Source organism: Mycobacterium sp. IS-1496 (assembly GCF_001499995.1).
Lineage (GTDB): Bacteria > Actinomycetota > Actinomycetes > Mycobacteriales > Mycobacteriaceae > Mycobacterium.
The window spans coordinates 19,586-35,568 of sequence record NZ_LQIU01000016.1; the positions used below are offsets into that span (position 1 = coordinate 19,586).

Sequence of the window (15,983 nt, forward strand, 5' to 3'; positions counted from 1 at the left end):
CGTTCGTTTGGGCGCGAAAGTGTAGGAGGGATCAGCCTTCGATGAAGGTCTCCAGCTGCGTGCGGGCGACGTCGTCGGGCAGCTGCTGCGGCGGGCTCTTCATCAGGTAGGCCGACGCGGCGACGACGGGGCCGCCGACACCGCGGTCCTTGGCGATCTTCGCCGCGCGGACCGCGTCGATGATGACGCCGGCCGAGTTCGGCGAATCCCACACCTCGAGCTTGTACTCCAGGTTCAGCGGCACGTCACCGAAGGCACGACCCTCGAGGCGGACGTAGGCCCACTTGCGGTCGTCGAGCCAGCCGACGTGGTCGGACGGGCCGATGTGGACGTCCTTGGTGTTGAACTCACGCTGCAGGTTGCTGGTGACGGCCTGGGTCTTGGAGATCTTCTTCGACTCCAGCCGCGAACGCTCGAGCATGTTGAGGAAGTCCATGTTGCCGCCGACGTTGAGCTGCATGGTGCGGTCGAGCTGCACGCCGCGGTCCTCGAACAGCTTGGCCATCACGCGGTGGGTGATGGTGGCGCCGACCTGGCTCTTGATGTCGTCGCCGACGATCGGCACCCCGGCGTCTTCGAACTTCTTGGCCCACACCGGGTCGGACGCGATGAACACCGGCAGCGCGTTGACGAAGGCCACGCCGGCGTCGATCGCGCACTGGGCGTAGAACTTGTCGGCCTCTTCGGAACCCACCGGGAGGTAGGACACCAGCACGTCGACGTTGGCGTCCTTGAGCGCCTTGACCACGTCGACGGCGTCGGCGTCGGACACCTCGATCGTGTCGGCGTAGTACTTGCCGATGCCGTCGAGGGTCGGGCCGCGCTGCACGATCACGTCGCTGGGCGGCACGTCGGCGATCTTGATGGTGTTGTTCTCGGAGGCGAAGATCGCCTCGGACAGGTCGAAGCCCACCTTCTTGGCGTCGACGTCGAAGGCGGCGACGAACTTGACGTCGCGGACGTGATACGGCCCGAAGCGCACATGCATCAGACCGGGCACGGACGCGTTCTCGTCCGCGTCCTTGTAGTACTGGACGCCCTGTACCAGCGAGGACGCGCAGTTGCCGACGCCGACGATGGCGACCCGGATGTCTCCTGCGTGCTCAGTCATGGCCGTTCTCTCCCTCTCGTACTGAAATTCGGTGGTGCTGTCTGTGGTCGCCCCGGTTCAAGGCTGTGCTCACGAGTTGTCCGGACTCCCCTGCCCGAGACGTTCCGCCGCGATGAGTTCGTTGAGCCACTTCACTTCGCGCTCGCTGGACTCCAACCCCAACTGGTGCAACTGCCGGGTGTATCGGTCGAATGAGCTGCTGGCCCGCGCAACTGCTTCACGCAGACCCTCGCGACGTTCCTCCACCTGACGACGGCGACCCTCGAGGATCCGCATCCTGGCTTCCGCCGGAGTGCGGTTGAAGAAGGCGAGATGCACACCGAATCCGTCATCGGAGTAGTTCTGCGGGCCGGTGTCCGCCACGAGTTCGGCGAAGCGCTGCTTGCCGGCGTCGGTGAGCTGGTAGACCCGCCGGGCCCGTCGACGCGTCACCGTGCCCGCGGGCGCGGCGTCCTCGACGATCAACCCGTCGACCTGCATGCGGCGCAACGCCGGGTACAGCGAACCGTACGAGAAGGCGCGGAACGCACCGAGCAGACCGGTCAGGCGTTTACGCAGTTCATAGCCGTGCATCGGGGATTCGAGCAGCAGACCGAGAATGGCGAGTTCCAGCACCCGGAACCACCCCCTCACGATCTGCACCGTCGCTACGACGCATCGACACCTCGTTGAATAGTATCGCGCCGATATATTCGACGCCACATCGGGCGTTGCCTGCTGTTTGCCTGCCGGTCACCTGGACCGGCCGCTCAGCTGCTCGGCGGCCAGATCGCCTTGGTGGTGCCGTCCGGGAACAACTCGATCCGCCCGGTGCCGAAGTCGCTGTTGGCGATGATCTCGACGGCCACGAGATCGGGGGTCGCCGGGTCGCCGGACGGTCCGACGCGTACCCAGGTGTCGGTGACGTCGGCGCGGTTCATGCCGAGGGTGTCGGGCGCGCCCCGCATCACCGCGAGGGTCTTCTCGTAGTCGAACCTCGCCAGGTCGACGAGCCGGTCGTCGCTGCTCAGGGTGCTGGGCGAACCCCACGGGTCGCCCCAGCCGCCGCGGTAGTCGTAGTTCTGCTGGCGCCGGTTGTCGGTCGGGTCCGGCCGGTCCAGCGACGCGTAGTCGGGGTGGATGTCCAGTTCGTAGCCCATCGTGCTGCCGAACCGCTGCCGCATCTGCTCGAACAGCCCGGTGAATCCGTTGAGGGACTGCAACTGCCGCGGCGGGGTGAGCACCACGGGTTCGATGCCGTCCGATTTGGCGCCCGGGTCGCTCTGGAAGTCCAACGGCGAACTGGTGTTGCCGTAGAGCCCCCAGCCGATGCACATGCCGAGCACGACGAGGACGACGGCCATCGCCGCCTTCACCCCCCAGCCCGTCGGCGCGGAGATGCGGCGCGGTGGCTTGGGCCTGCTCAGGTCGGGCAGTTGTACCGGTGCGTTGCCGGTCTGCAGATCCGACACCAGCGCCTGCAGATCGCCCAGCGTCGCGGCGTGGGTCGCGGCCTTGACCCGCTCCCCGTGCTCGGCCATCGACAGCTGGCCCTCGCTGAGCGCGGTGTCGAGCACCTGGCACGTGTCGTTGCGGTCGCTGTCCTTCGCCCGGGTCCCCGCGGTCGGCCGCCCTGAGCTGCTCACTGCCACGCCGAGATCGTAAGAGTTCGGTGGGCGATACCGCAGACCAGACACGGAATCGGCGGTGACGTTGCGGCGTCTCACACTCGGCCCCGAGTGGGCCGACGTACTCTGGTCACCGTGCGATTGCAGAGACAGGTGGTGGACTACGCGCTCCGGCGCCGGTCCCTGCTGGCCGAGGTCTACTCGGGGCGCACCGGCGTCTCGGAGGTCTGCGACGCCAACCCCTACCTGCTGCGCGCCGCGAAGTTCCATGGCAAGCCCAGTTCGGTGATGTGCCCGATTTGCCGTAAAGAGCAGTTGACGCTCGTGTCGTGGGTGTTCGGTGACCACCTCGGCCCGGTGTCGGGGTCGGCGCGCACCGCCGAGGAGCTGGTCCTGTTGGCCACCAAGTTCGACGAGTTCTCCGTACATGTGGTGGAGGTATGCCGAACCTGTGAATGGAATCATCTGGTGAAGTCGTATGTGCTCGGCGCGGTGCGGCCGCCCAAGGCCCCGCGCGGTACCCGGCCGGCGCGCAAGAGCGCGCGTACGGCGAGTGAATAGCGAAGGGCGCCACGAACGGCCGGTCGACGATGTCCGCAGGGGACATTCGGCTGACCGTGTCGGTGCGCCGCCTCCAGGATCCGACCGCGGCCCACGGCACGCGGATCGGGGCCGTCCGCCCCGTCCTGCTCAGGGTCCGGTGCAGGGTCGGATGCAACGCCCACCCGAACCGGCTCCCCGCAACCGTCCGCCGCGGGCGCCCGACGACAACCGCACGGCGATCCTGCCGCAGATCCGCGACGAACCGCCGCCACATCTGCGTGATCCGATCGACGTGGTCAAGGCCGCACTCGAAGGCACCCCGCCGCAGAAGCCGCCGCCACCGCGCGGCCCCGGTGGCGGTGGTGACGGACCGTCCGGTCCGCCGCCGGGCGGGCGTCCGCACTGGCGTCAGCGCGTCAACTGGAGGTGGGTCCGCCGCGGCCTGATCGCCGCGGCCGTAGCGCTGATCGTGCTGCCACTGGTCACGTTCGGGATGGCGTACATGATCGTCGACGTCCCCAACCCGGGCGACATCCGGACGAATCAGGTGTCGACGATCCTCGCCAGCGACGGCAGCGAGATCGCGAAGATCGTTCCGCCCGAAGGCAACCGCGTCGACGTCAACATCGACCAGATCCCGGTGCACGTTCGCGACGCCGTGATGGCCGCCGAGGACCGCGACTTCTACTCCAACCCGGGTTTCTCGTTCACCGGCTTCGCCCGCGCGTTCAAGAACAACCTGTTCGGGGGCGACCTGCAGGGTGGGTCGACGATCACGCAGCAGTACGTGAAGAACGCGCTCGTCGGTTCCGAGCGCGGGGGCCTGGGCGGCATCACCCGTAAGGCCAAGGAACTGGTCATCTCGACGAAGATGTCCGGCGAGTGGTCCAAAGACCAGGTGATGCAGTCGTATCTGAACATCATCTACTTCGGTCGCGGCGCCTACGGCGTGGCCGCGGCGTCGAAGGCCTACTTCAACAAGCCGGTCGAGCAGCTCACGGTCGCCGAGGGCGCTCTGCTGGCGGCGCTCATCCAGCGCCCGTCCGCGCTCGACCCGGCCGTCGATCCCGAGGGCGCGGCCGACCGGTGGAACTGGGTGCTCGACGGGATGGTCGAGATCGGGGCGCTCTCGGAGGCCGACCGCGCCGCGCAGGTGTTCCCGCCGACGGTGCCGCCCGACGTCGCGCAGACCCAGAACCAGACGACGGGCCCCAACGGCCTCATCGAGCGTCAGGTGCAGCGCGAACTGCTCGAGCTGTTCAACATCAGCGAGCAGCAGCTCAACACCGAGGGTCTGCAGATCACCACGACCATCGACCCGAAGGCGCAGCGGGCGGCCGAGGAGGCCGTCGCCGAGTACCTGGACGGTCAGGATCCCGACATGCGCACCGCGGTGGTGTCGATCGATCCGAAGACCGGCGGGGTGAAGGCGTACTACGGCGGTTCGGACGCCAACGGGTTCGACTTCGCCCAGGCCGGCCTGCCGACGGGTTCGTCGTTCAAGGTGTTCGCGCTCGTGGCCGCGCTGCAGCAGGGCATCGGCCTGGGATACCAGGTCGACAGCTCTCCGCTCGAGGTCGACGGCATCAAGATCAGCAACGTCGAGGGCAACAGCTGCGGCACCTGCAACATCGCCGAGGCCTTGAAGCGGTCCCTGAACACGAGCTACTACCGCCTGATGCTCGACCTCAACAACGGTCCGCAGGACGTGGCCGATGCCGCTCACGAGGCGGGTATCCCCGAGAGCTTCCCGGGCGTCGAGCACACGTTGTCCGAGGACGGGCAGGGCGGACCGCCGAACAACGGGATCGTCCTCGGCCAGTACCAGTCCCGGGTGATCGACATGGCCTCGGCGTACGCCACGCTGGCCGCCTCCGGCGTCTACCACAAGCCGCACTTCGTCCAGAAGGTCGTCAACTCCGAGGGTGACGTGCTCTTCGACGCCTCGCAGGAGGACAACACCGGAGAGCAGCGCATCGACAAGAACGTGGCCGACAACGCCACCGCGGCGATGCAACCGATCGCCGCGTACTCGAACGGTCACGCGCTGGCGGGCGGGCGGCCGTCGGCGGCCAAGACCGGGACCAACCAGCTCGGCGACACCGACGACAACCGGGACGCGTGGATGGTCGGGTTCACCCCGTCGCTGTCCACCGCGGTGTGGGTCGGCACCGTCGAGGGCAACAAACCGCTCGAGAACAAGTGGGGCTCGCCGGTGTACGGCTCGGGTCTGCCGTCGGACATCTGGAAGGCCACGATGGACGGCGCGCTCGAGGACACCGACACCGAGTCGTTCCCCGAGCCCGAGGAGATCGGCGGGTACGCGGGTGTGCCGCAGGCGCCGCCGCCGCGTCAGACCTACACGACCACCGCACCGCCGACACCGTCGCAGACGGTCATCCAACCGACTCTCGAGGTCGCGCCCGGCATCACGATCCCGCTGGGCCCGCCGACGACGGTGCCGGTGGGGCCGCCACCACCGATCGGTCAGCCGGTGCCCGCGCCGGGAGTGCCCGCGCCCGCACCCGTCGTGCCCGCACCCGGTGTGCCGCCACCGCCGCCCCCGGGTGTGCCCGTAGCGCCCGGTCCGCCGCCGCCTCCGTGACGGCGCCCGAGGAGCGGGCGGAACCGGAGAACCGGTGGGTGTCGCCGTCGCCACTGGCGCACGACCTGCGCAGCGCCGACGACCGCGATCTGCCGAGCCGCACCGACCGCATCGGCGCGGCCCTCGCGGAGACCGTCGGCGGTCCGGTGGGCCGGCACGCGCTGATCGGCAGGCAGCGGTTCCTGACCCCGCTGCGTGTGATGCTGATCATCGCGGTCGCGTTCCTCGCACTGGGCTATTCGACGAAGGCCGCGTGTCTGCAGACCACCGGCACCGGGTCGGCCGATCAGCGGGTCGCGAACTGGGACAACAACCGCGCCTACTACCAGCTCTGCTACTCCGACACCGTGCCGCTCTACACCGCGGAACTGCTGAACCAGGGCAAGTTTCCGTACAAGTCGAGCTGGATCGAGGTCGACGGCAGCGGTGATCCGCGCATCACCCACGACGGCGAGGTCGCCGTGCGGTACATGGAGTATCCGGTGCTGACCGGGCTGTACCAGTACGTGTCGATGGCACTGGCCAAGACGTACTCCGCTGTCACGCGCGCGGTGTCGATCCCGGTGGTCGCCGAGGTGGTGATGTTCTTCAACATCGCCGCGTTCGGGCTGGCGCTGGCGTGGCTGGCGACGGTGTGGGCGACGGCGATGCTGGCCGGCCGCCGGGTCTGGGATGCGGCGCTGGTGGCCGCGTCACCGCTGGTGATCTTCCAGATCTTCACCAACTTCGACGCGCTGGCAACGGCTTTCGCGGTCGGCGCGATGCTCGCCTGGGCGCGGCGAAAACCGGTGCTGGCCGGTGCGTTGATCGGCCTCGGGGTGGCGGCCAAGCTGTATCCGCTGCTGCTGCTGGTGCCGTTGGTGCTGCTGGCGGTGCGAACCGGAAGGCTGCGGGAGGTGGCCAAGACGGCGGCCACGGCGTTCGTAACCTGGCTGCTGGTCAACCTGCCGATCATGGTGCTGTTCCCGCGCGGGTGGTCGGAGTTCTTCCGGCTCAACACCCGTCGCGGTGACGACATGGACTCGCTGTACAACGTCGTGAAGTCGTTCACCGGGTGGCGGGGGTTCGACGCCGGCCTCGGCTTCTGGCAGCCGCCGACCATTCTCAACACGGTCACCGCGGTGCTGTTCGCCTCCTGCTGCATCGCCATCGGGTACATCGCGCTGACGGCCCGACAGCGCCCGCGGGTGGCGCAACTGGCGTTCCTGGTGGTCGCGGCGTTCCTGCTGACCAACAAGGTGTGGAGCCCGCAGTTCTCGCTGTGGCTGGTGCCGCTGGCCGTGCTCGCGCTGCCGCACCGGCGGATCCTGTTGGCGTGGATGACGATCGACGCGCTGGTCTGGGTGCCCCGCATGCTCTACCTCTACGGCGAATCCAACCGGGGGCTGCCCGAACAGTGGTTCACCGCGACGGTGCTGCTGCGTGACGTCGCGGTGATCACGTTGTGCGCGTTGGTGATCCGCCAGATCTACCGCCCCGAACTGGACCTGGTCCGCTTCGGCGGGCGCGTCGACGATCCGGCGGGCGGCGTCTTCGACCGGGCTCCCGACGATCCGCCGCGCTGGCTGCCCGACTGGCTGCAGCCCGCCGCCCGGCGGGTGCGGGTGAGCGCCGCGCCCGCACCCGAGCACGAACCCGCCGAGCTCACGCGGTAGCGCCACGACGACGGATTTCGCAGCTCAGACCCGTCTCCTGTAGCCTGGGCAGGTTGCCGACGCAGGCGACCCTCCTGCCACGGAATTCGCCGTGGCCGCACTACGACCATAGGAGGTGATGAGGTTCTAATGCGTCCATACGAAATCATGGTCATTCTCGACCCCACACTTGACGAGCGCACCGTGGCTCCCTCGCTGGAGACGTTCCTGAACGTCATCCGCAAGGACGGCGGAAGCGTTGACAAGGTGGACATCTGGGGCCGCCGCCGGCTCGCCTACGAGATCGCCAAGCATGCCGAGGGCATCTACGCGGTGATCGACGTCAAGGCCGCCCCGGCCACGGTGACCGAGCTCGACCGTCAGCTCAGCCTGAACGAGTCGGTGCTGCGCACCAAGGTCATGCGGACCGACAAGCACTGATCACCGAACGGCTCCGGGTGTCATCTGCCTTGCGTAGGCTCGCGCCCAACATGCCGTCCATTTCAGGAGGACCCAGTGGCTGGTGACACCACCATCACCGTCGTCGGAAACCTGACCGCCGATCCGGAATTGCGGTTCACGCCGTCCGGTGCGGCCGTCGCCAACTTCACCGTGGCGTCCACGCCGCGGATCTACGACCGCCAGAGCGGGGAGTGGAAGGACGGCGAAGCGCTGTTCTTGCGCTGCAACATCTGGCGCGAGGCCGCCGAGAACGTGGCCGAGAGCCTGACCCGAGGGTCTCGGGTCATCGTGACCGGTCGACTCAAGCAGCGGTCCTTCGAAACCCGTGAGGGCGAGAAGCGCACCGTCATGGAGGTCGAGGTCGACGAGATCGGCCCCTCCCTGCGGTATGCCACGGCCAAGGTCAACAAGGCCAGCCGCGGTGGCGGCGGGGGGGGATCCCGTGGCGCCGGCGGTGGTGGACAGGCGGCCGCGGCCGAGGACCCGTGGGGCAGCGCCCCGGCGTCGGGTTCCTTCAGCGGCGCCGACGACGAGCCCCCCTTCTGAGTCGCTCCCAGAGCACTCCCGAAGAAACATTGAGAAAGAGATAGAGATATGGCCAAGTCCAACAAGCGGCGGCCGGCACCGGAAAAGCCGGTCAAGACCCGTAAGTGCGTGTTCTGCTCCAAGAAGGGCAAGGGGCAGGACATCGATTACAAGGACACCGCGCTGCTGCGCACCTACATCAGCGAGCGCGGCAAGATCCGTGCCCGCCGGGTGACCGGCAACTGTGTCCAGCACCAGCGTGACGTCGCGGTCGCGGTGAAGAACGCCCGCGAGGTGGCCCTGCTGCCGTTCGGTTCGTCGACGCGGTAGACCGCCACCGGAAACGAGAGATCAACGAGATGAAACTGATTCTGACCGCCGGCGTGGAACACCTCGGCGAGCCCGGTGACACCGTGGAAGTCAAGGACGGCTACGGCCGCAACTACCTGCTGCCGCGCGGGCTGGCGATCGTCGCCAGCCGGGGCGCCCAGCGCCAGGCCGACGACATCCGTCGCGCCCGTGAGCTCAAGACCGTCCGCGGTCTGGAGCACGCCAACGAGATCAAGACCGCGCTCGAGGCGCTCGACACCGTGGAGCTCGCGGTGAACGCGTCGGCCGACACCGGCAAGCTGTTCGGTTCGGTCACGTCCACCGATGTGGTTGCCGCGATCAAGAAGGCCGGCGGACCGAACCTCGACAAGCGGACGGTGCAGCTGCCGAAGGCGCACATCAAGAGCCTCGGCACGCACGCGGTTTCGGTGCGGCTGCACCCGGGTGTGGAAGCCTCGGTGTCGCTGAACGTCGTCGCCGAAAGCTGACACCAGCGTCAAATACGCCCGGGTAGGAACTGATCTTGTTCCCACCCGGGCGTTGCTGTGTCTTCTGGCGAACATTCCCGGCCGAAGTTTGCACAGCGAACGTTATCTGGTGTTAATCTGCCCGGCGCTGCCTCGCTACTCAACACGCCCGACTCGTCAACCCGTCACGACACGCCGAAGAAGTTTCTATCCACAACGATTTACCGGCGCTGTGATGCGCTTATCTGCGGTGATATCCACATAACGAACCTTCATCCACAGGTTCTCCCCAACGCCTCAACATGCGCGGCCTGATCTATCCACATTCGATCCACAGGGTTGTCCACAGGGCCGGTTCCCGGCCGTGCCAGCAACGTCTAACGTTGGCCCTCGCGCGGAGTTGTCGGTGGGGGTCCCTACAGTCGCAACGAGCGGAAACCGAACTGACGTTCGACAGATTGAGGGGGTCTCGTGGCTGTCGTGGACGACCGTGGTCATCCGGACATGGACGCTCCTCCGCCCAGCGAGGATTTCGGCCGTCAACCTCCGCACGACGCCGCGGCGGAGCAGGCCGTTCTCGGCGGCATGCTGCTGAGCAAGGACGCGATCGCCGACGTGCTCGAACGGCTGCGTCCCGGTGACTTCTACCGGCCGGCACACCAGAACGTCTACGACGCCGTCCTCGACCTGTACGGCCGCGGTGAGCCCGCCGATGCGGTGACCGTGGCCGCCGAGCTGGACCGGCGCGGGCTGCTGCGGCGGATCGGCGGGGCGCCGTATCTGCACACGCTGATCTCGACGGTGCCCACGGCGGCCAACGCCGGCTTCTACGCGGGCATCGTGGCCGAGAAGGCGCTGCTGCGCCGGTTGGTGGAGGCGGGCACCCGCGTCGTGCAGTACGGCTATGCGGGCGCTGACGGGGCGGACGTGGCCGATGTGGTCGACCGGGCGCAGGCCGAGGTCTACGACGTGGTGGACCGGCGGTCGTCCGAGGACTTCGCGGTGCTGGAGAGCCTGCTGCAGCCCACGATGGACGAGATCGACGCCATCGCCTCCCAGGGCGGTATCTCGCGCGGTGTGCCAACGGGTTTCACCGAACTCGACGAGCTGACGAACGGGCTGCATTCGGGGCAGATGATCGTCATCGCGGCACGTCCGGGTATGGGGAAGGCGCTGGCGCTCGACACGCCGCTGCCCACGCCGGACGGCTGGACCACCATGGGCGAGGTCGCGGTCGGAGATCTGTTGATCGGTGACGACGGCAAGCCCACCCGGGTGGTCGCGGCGACCGACGTGATGGTCGGCCGGCCCTGCTATGAGGTCGAGTTCTCCGACGGCACGGTCATCGTCGCGGACGCCGAGCATCAGTGGCTGACGGATACACGAGCGTCACGCAGGTCGGTGCGGGCGGAGGCTGCGGTACGCACGACCGAGGAGATCGCGGCGACGCTGCGGTGCCAGACCGCAGATCGCCGGCTCAATCACTCGGTCGCCAACGCGGCGGCGCTCCAATCGCCCGACCGCGACCTGCTCGTGCCGCCGTACACGCTGGGCGCCTGGTTGGGCGACGGCACCACCGCCGCCGCGCAGATCACCACGGTGGACCCCGAGATTCTCATGCGCATCGAGGGGGAGGGGGTCGAGGCACACCAGTCGGCCAGCGCTCCATACCGGTACCAGTTGCGTCTGCCTGCCCCGGAGGCCGTCGCGCCGCGCAAGTGCGAAGTGTGCGGCACCGAGTTCGTTCCCCAGACGAGGCAGGTGCGTACCTGCGGGCGATCGTGTGGCGGCCGGGCGCGATTCGTGTCCGCGCCGGTGCCGGCACCCACATGCGAGCGCTGCGGTGGGCGGTCCTGCGGGCTGCGTCTGTGCCAGCGCTGCCACAACGAGGTGGGGACTCTGCAGGGTCGGCTCCGCACGATCGGCGTACTGGGCGACAAGCACATTACCGCGGACTACCTGCGGGGTTCCGAGTCGCAGCGGCGCGCATTGCTGGCCGGTCTGCTCGACACCGACGGCACGGTGACCGTTGGCGGCGGTGTCCAGTTCAGTGTGACCAACAAGCGGTTGGCAGCCGATGTCGCTGAGCTGGTCGTCAGCCTCGGGTACCGATGCCAAACGTCAGCCAAACGAGTCCACGGCCGGAGCGATGACTCGTCGGTCGCGTACACACTGAACTTCTCCACCGACGACGACGTGTTCGGGTTGAGTCGAAAGGCGTTGCTGCACAAGGAACGACGTGGCGCCACGAGCACCGTTCGATCGGGGTCGCGGTTCATCGTGGATGTGCGGCCGGTGCCCAGCGTTCCGGTGCGGTGCGTCGAGGTGGACAATGAGAGCCACATGTACCTGGCAAGCCGGTCGATGGTGCCGACGCACAACTCGACCCTCGGTTTGGATTTCATGCGGTCCTGCTCGATCAAGAACCAACTACCGAGCGTCATCTTCTCGCTCGAGATGAGCAAGTCCGAGATCGTCATGCGGTTGCTGTCGGCCGAGGCGAAGATCAAGCTCGCCGACATGCGTTCCGGGCGGATGAGCGACGACGACTGGACACGGTTGGCGCGGCGGATGAGTGAGATCAGCGAGGCGCCGCTCTACATCGACGACTCGCCGAACCTCACGATGATGGAGATCCGGGCCAAGGCGCGCCGGCTGCATCAGAAGGCCGGGCTGCGGCTCATCGTCATCGACTACCTGCAGCTGATGACGTCGGGCAAGAAGGTCGAGTCACGCCAGCAGGAAGTGTCGGAGTTCTCCCGAAACATGAAGCTGTTGGCCAAGGAACTCGAGGTTCCGGTGATCGCGATGAGCCAGCTCAACCGTGGTCCGGAGCAGCGGACGGACAAGAAGCCGATGTTGTCCGACCTCCGTGAGTCGGGTGCGATCGAGCAGGACGCCGACATGGTGATCCTGCTGCACCGGCCGGACGCCTTCGAGCGGGACGATCCGCGCGGCGGCGAGGCCGACCTCATCGTGGCCAAGCACCGTAACGGCCCGACGAAGACGATCACCGTGGCCCACCAGCTGCATCTGTCGCGTTTCGCGAACATGGCCCACGCGTAGGGATTCTGTGACTTCCGCCGTGGAACGTGCTCAGAACGCCGAGGTCGTCTCATTCAGACCATGTGTCGCCCCAACGAGGCGGCGCGCTGCGGTCGGCGCACCTTCCCGGGCGACACGTGTGAAACCCCCCCGCAGAGACACGTTGACACCAGCGCGGCCTGGCATCGTTCGCTCGGTGGAACAACCCCGAGATCGAAGCTTGAGGACCCGCGACGATCGGCGGACCTGTCGGTTTCTGGATTCCGACGTCGGCGAGGACGAACCAGACCCGGGATCGTTTTACCTCGAGGCCGCCGGGGACACCTCGTCGGCGACAACCTGCGATGCAGCGCGCAGACCGTCCCAGTCCCCGCGCCAGCCGAGCAGGTGCACCGCCAGGTCGGCGGTACACCGTGGCTGGTCCGGCGCGCCGAGGCCGTCGGCGCGCAGGTTCGGCAGACTCTCCACCAGACGGAACACCGCGTCGGCGTCACAACCGACGTCCAGCGTGCCGGGGGCGGGTGGCGCCGTGTCGATCACCCGATGCGACAACCGACGGTAGGCCTCCCGCAATTGGGCCCGCTGGCTGTGGAATTGGCCGAACTGCGGGTCGCGAACCTCCGGCAGCAGGTACAGGATGCCCAAGTTCCACGGGCTGTCCCACAACAGTCGGCAATCCAGGTAACTCAGCGCGTGCAGCAGGACCACCGGCGGTTCGGGTCGATCGCTGAGCCGGTGCGCCGCGGTCAGTGAGGACATCACGGTGCCGCTCAGCAGCGCAGCCAGGATGTCGTTCTTGGTGCGGAAATGGTGGTACAGCGAAGCCTGCCGGATCCCCACCGCCTCGGCGATCTGCCGCGTCGTCGTGGCCGCGACTCCCAGGGTGGTGAACAGTTCGGCGGCCGCGTCCAACACCTCGTCGCGGGCGGTGTCACCCGGTCTCTTACGACGCTCGAGCCGGGGCCGGCCGCTCGCGGTGGTGCGCACGGGTCGATCCTGCCAGTCCGGCAGGCTCGACACGTGCGCAACCGTGACCTCGTGCCGGGCGCTCAGGATCGCGCCGCGGTCAGTACCTCGGGCGCCGGTGCCGGCTCGACTTCCTCGGCGAGGGAGACCGGCCGCGGCGTCACCGCGGCAACCACCAGGTACGCGATCAGGGAGGCGGCACCGGCCAGCAGGGTGCTCCACCCGTCTACCGCCGTGCTCATCCATTCGTTGGCGATGTAGAACAGCGTGTTGTCGACGCCGTAGATGGTCGGGGTGAGCACGAAGAAGGTCATCCGCACCCCGATACCGACGAGGATCGCTGCCCACACCGCCGCCGCCCCGCCACGCGACCAGTAGAGGCCGAGGATGAACGGCACCACCAGGCTGGCCAGCAGCAGGTCGAAGGCCAGGGTCAACAGGATGCCGGTCTGCGGCACCCGCAGTGCCACGACGGCAGCCAGCACCGCCATCGGCAGTGTGGCCCACCGGGTGGCCTTCAGCACCCGCGGTGTCATGATCACCGCGTCGGCGTCGATGCGGAAGATGTTGCGTATCAACACCGCTGCTGTTGACAACAGGATGCCGCTGATGGTGGTCAGCGTTGCGGCCAGCAGGCCGGAGATCACCACGATGGCCAGCCACGAGGGTGCGTACTGGCCCAGCAAGGTGTAGAGGATCGGTCCGTCAGCGGCGGCGTCGCCGACGATGCTGACCGCTGCCAGTGCCACGAACGACAGCGGGATGCACAACATCAACAGGCCGGCCGCGGCGGCGAAGCAGGCCTTCTGGGCACCCCCGGGGGTACGCGCGGAGAACACCCGTTGCATGAGATCGATGGCGACCAGATTGCCCAAGCCGAGCGCGATGATGGTCGCCCAGTTGATGACCGCGCCGGAGTCACTGGAGGTCAGCTGGGCCAGATCACCGGCGCCCATGCCCTCGGGGGCGCTGAATCCGTGGGTGGAGGCAACCCAGATCACCAGCGAGACAACACCGATGACGTTGACCAGCACGCACGCCACCCCGGTGTAGACCGAGGCGAACATGCCCCCGCTGATGGTGTAGAGCAACGCCAAGGGGACCGTGAGCAGAATGCCGAAGGCGTAGGAGACACTCAGGAAGCGTTCGAGCAGGAATCCGACGGCGACCAGGTTGCCGGCCAGCAGGATGATGAAGCTGGCGATGGTCAGGAAGGACGAGGCGACCTCGGTGCTGCGACCGAAGCGGTTGCGGAAGTACTCGGGCAGCGTCACCACGTCGGCCGCCCGCATGCGCTTGGCGAAGAACAGCCCCATCAGCACCAGGCACAGGGCCAGGCCGATCGGCAGCGCCGCACCGGCCCAGAAGCCGAACGCCGCCGACAGGTCGGCATTGCCGATCGTGGCGTTGGAGTCGACGGGCTGGGCGATCAGGACCGCGGTGACGAGCACGGCGGGCAACGCGCGCCCGGCGACCAGATAGTTCGAGCAGTCGCCGCGCACTCGACGCGCGGACACGACGCCGCTGATGGTGAGAATGAGCAGGAATATGGCAACGCCGGTGATGATCATGGCGGACTCCATCGGGGGAGTAGGAGTTATCAGGGAGTCCCGGCGACATTGCCGGAGAAAGAGTTCGGATCCGCGTCGGTGCGGTGACTCAGCCGGCGATCAGGGCCTTTCGGCCGAATGTCGCCAGGGGATGGGCGCCCTCGGGCAGTGTCACCTCCCCCCGGGCGAGGCGCTCTTGCAGGTAGCGGAAGCTCTGCGCGGTCTGCGCGAAGAGATGCTCGCCGGCGATCACCGGGCTGCGGGCGGGTGCGCCGTCGCCGACGAACGCCGGCAGCGGCGCCACCTCGGTGTCGTCATCGACGTTGACGAACAGCGGGAAGGAGTAGCGCTCCTGCGTCACCTTGCGGACCCGGTGGGTGGTGGCGACGAACTCGCCGTTGGTCCAGATCTCCAGCAGGTCACCGATGTTGAGCACGAATGCCTCCTCGATGAGCGGAACGTCGATCCAGTCGCCGGCGGCGTTGAGGACCTCCAGACCGGGAGCGGTGGGGCGCAGCAGGGTGAAGCACTCGTAATCGGTGTGCGCACCGATACCCGGCCGGTCTGCGGCCATGGGGTCGTACGGGTAGTGGATCAACCGCAGCTGCGAGGGCGGGGCGGTGACGTATCGGTCGAAGCGGTCACCCGGTTCGCCCAGCGCCAGCGCGAAGGCCCGCAGCAATCGCCGGGAGAGCGCGAAAACAGCGTCATACCATGCTGTTACGGCCTCCCGGAATCCGGGCAACTCGGGCCATTGGTTCGGTCCGAGCAATGGATGGCCGGCCAGATAGCGCGGATCGTCGGCGGGCAGCTCAACCGACAGGTCGAAGGCCTCCTTGGCGTCCACGGTGCCCGAGGCGAACACCTCCTCGCCGGGTGGGACATAGCCGCGATGGTTGCTGGACAGCCCGATGTAGACCTTGCGCTTCTCCTCCTCGGGGAGTGCGAAGAAGGCGCGGGTGTGGTGCAGCAGATCGGCGTACAGGTGCGGGTCGATACCGTGCCCGACGACCTGGGCGAACCCGACGCGGCGGGCTGCGTCACCGAGCGCGGCGACGGCATCGTGGTAGCTGGGGTCGGTCTCGTCGAGCAGCGCCGAAATGTCCAGCACGGGAACGTTGGTGAAATCAGCAGTCAT

Annotated in this window: 14 protein-coding genes; 8 read left to right on the plus strand and 6 right to left on the minus strand. The window is 67.6% G+C overall.

The features are described 5' to 3' along the window. Nucleotides 1–31: 31 nt before the first annotated feature. The 3 genes from AU195_RS10690 to AU195_RS10700 form a co-directional block, all read right to left on the minus strand. Nucleotides 32–1,111 (minus strand): inositol-3-phosphate synthase, encoded by a 1,080-nt coding sequence (locus AU195_RS10690; protein WP_059159047.1) that lies wholly within the window; start codon nt 1,109–1,111, stop codon nt 32–34. A gap of 69 nt (nt 1,112–1,180) precedes the next feature. Further along, nucleotides 1,181–1,726 (minus strand): PadR family transcriptional regulator, encoded by a 546-nt coding sequence (locus AU195_RS10695; protein WP_059159093.1) that lies wholly within the window; start codon nt 1,724–1,726, stop codon nt 1,181–1,183. A 134-nt stretch (nt 1,727–1,860) separates the two neighbouring features. Continuing rightward, nucleotides 1,861–2,742: a DUF1707 SHOCT-like domain-containing protein gene (locus AU195_RS10700; protein ID WP_059159048.1), complete on the minus strand. Its 882-nt coding sequence runs from the start codon at nt 2,740–2,742 to the stop codon at nt 1,861–1,863. Between the two features lie 111 nt (nt 2,743–2,853). Between AU195_RS10700 and AU195_RS10705 the strand changes: the two genes are divergently transcribed. The 8 genes from AU195_RS10705 to dnaB all read left to right on the plus strand — a co-directional run bounded on the left by AU195_RS10705 (nt 2,854) and on the right by dnaB (nt 12,350). Further along, the gene (locus tag AU195_RS10705; RefSeq protein ID WP_011562743.1) at nt 2,854–3,279 is read left to right on the plus strand and encodes a DUF5318 domain-containing protein; all 426 of its coding nucleotides are present in this window, start codon (nt 2,854–2,856) and stop codon (nt 3,277–3,279) included. A 151-nt stretch (nt 3,280–3,430) separates the two neighbouring features. Then, entirely contained in the window at nt 3,431–5,866 is a 2,436-nt protein-coding gene (locus AU195_RS10710; protein WP_059159049.1) for a transglycosylase domain-containing protein, read from the plus strand. A gap of 38 nt (nt 5,867–5,904) precedes the next feature. Beyond that, nucleotides 5,905–7,521, plus strand: a complete 1,617-nt coding sequence (locus tag AU195_RS10715; RefSeq protein WP_059159094.1) for a glycosyltransferase family 87 protein — start codon at nt 5,905–5,907, stop codon at nt 7,519–7,521. 129 nt (nt 7,522–7,650) lie between these two features. Next, nucleotides 7,651–7,941, plus strand: a complete 291-nt coding sequence (gene rpsF / locus AU195_RS10720) for a 30S ribosomal protein S6 (RefSeq protein WP_011562740.1) — start codon at nt 7,651–7,653, stop codon at nt 7,939–7,941. Between the two features lie 75 nt (nt 7,942–8,016). After that, nucleotides 8,017–8,508, plus strand: a complete 492-nt coding sequence (locus AU195_RS10725; protein WP_059159050.1) for a single-stranded DNA-binding protein — start codon at nt 8,017–8,019, stop codon at nt 8,506–8,508. Nucleotides 8,509–8,556: 48 nt separating this feature from the next. Beyond that, nucleotides 8,557–8,817 carry a 30S ribosomal protein S18 gene (gene rpsR / locus AU195_RS10730; RefSeq protein ID WP_059159051.1) on the plus strand — a complete coding sequence of 87 codons (261 nt, stop codon included), beginning with the start codon at nt 8,557–8,559 and terminating at the stop codon, nt 8,815–8,817. A gap of 29 nt (nt 8,818–8,846) precedes the next feature. Beyond that, nucleotides 8,847–9,305, plus strand: coding sequence for a 50S ribosomal protein L9 (rplI, locus tag AU195_RS10735; protein WP_059159052.1), 459 nt, complete (start codon nt 8,847–8,849; stop codon nt 9,303–9,305). Between the two features lie 450 nt (nt 9,306–9,755). Further along, complete coding sequence (dnaB, locus tag AU195_RS10740) at nt 9,756–12,350, plus strand: replicative DNA helicase (RefSeq protein WP_059159053.1); 2,595 nt, start codon at nt 9,756–9,758, stop codon at nt 12,348–12,350. A 279-nt stretch (nt 12,351–12,629) separates the two neighbouring features. On the opposite strand, the gene AU195_RS10745 is transcribed toward dnaB, so the two are convergent. The 3 genes from AU195_RS10745 to AU195_RS10755 form a co-directional block, all read right to left on the minus strand. Beyond that, a complete protein-coding gene (locus AU195_RS10745; protein ID WP_059159054.1) occupies nt 12,630–13,316 on the minus strand; it encodes a TetR/AcrR family transcriptional regulator in 687 nt (228 codons plus the stop codon). 62 nt (nt 13,317–13,378) lie between these two features. Further along, nucleotides 13,379–14,866, minus strand: a complete 1,488-nt coding sequence (locus AU195_RS10750; protein ID WP_059159095.1) for a sodium:solute symporter family transporter — start codon at nt 14,864–14,866, stop codon at nt 13,379–13,381. Nucleotides 14,867–14,954: 88 nt separating this feature from the next. Then, a complete protein-coding gene (locus AU195_RS10755) occupies nt 14,955–15,983 on the minus strand; it encodes an isopenicillin N synthase family dioxygenase (protein ID WP_059159055.1) in 1,029 nt (342 codons plus the stop codon).

What these genes read in the sequence shown, in the direction of transcription:
- AU195_RS10690 (WP_059159047.1), bottom strand. Translation starts at nt 1,111, where the DNA reads ATGACTGAGCACGCAGGAGACATCCGGGTCGCCATCGTCGGCGTCGGC.
- AU195_RS10710 (WP_059159049.1), top strand. Translation starts at nt 3,431, where the DNA reads ATGCAACGCCCACCCGAACCGGCTCCCCGCAACCGTCCGCCGCGGGCG.
- rpsF (WP_011562740.1), top strand. Translation starts at nt 7,651, where the DNA reads ATGCGTCCATACGAAATCATGGTCATTCTCGACCCCACACTTGACGAG.
- rpsR (WP_059159051.1), top strand. Translation starts at nt 8,557, where the DNA reads ATGGCCAAGTCCAACAAGCGGCGGCCGGCACCGGAAAAGCCGGTCAAG.
- rplI (WP_059159052.1), top strand. Translation starts at nt 8,847, where the DNA reads ATGAAACTGATTCTGACCGCCGGCGTGGAACACCTCGGCGAGCCCGGT.
- AU195_RS10750 (WP_059159095.1), bottom strand. Translation starts at nt 14,866, where the DNA reads ATGATCATCACCGGCGTTGCCATATTCCTGCTCATTCTCACCATCAGC.
- AU195_RS10755 (WP_059159055.1), bottom strand. Translation starts at nt 15,983, where the DNA reads ATGACTGCTGATTTCACCAACGTTCCCGTGCTGGACATTTCGGCGCTG.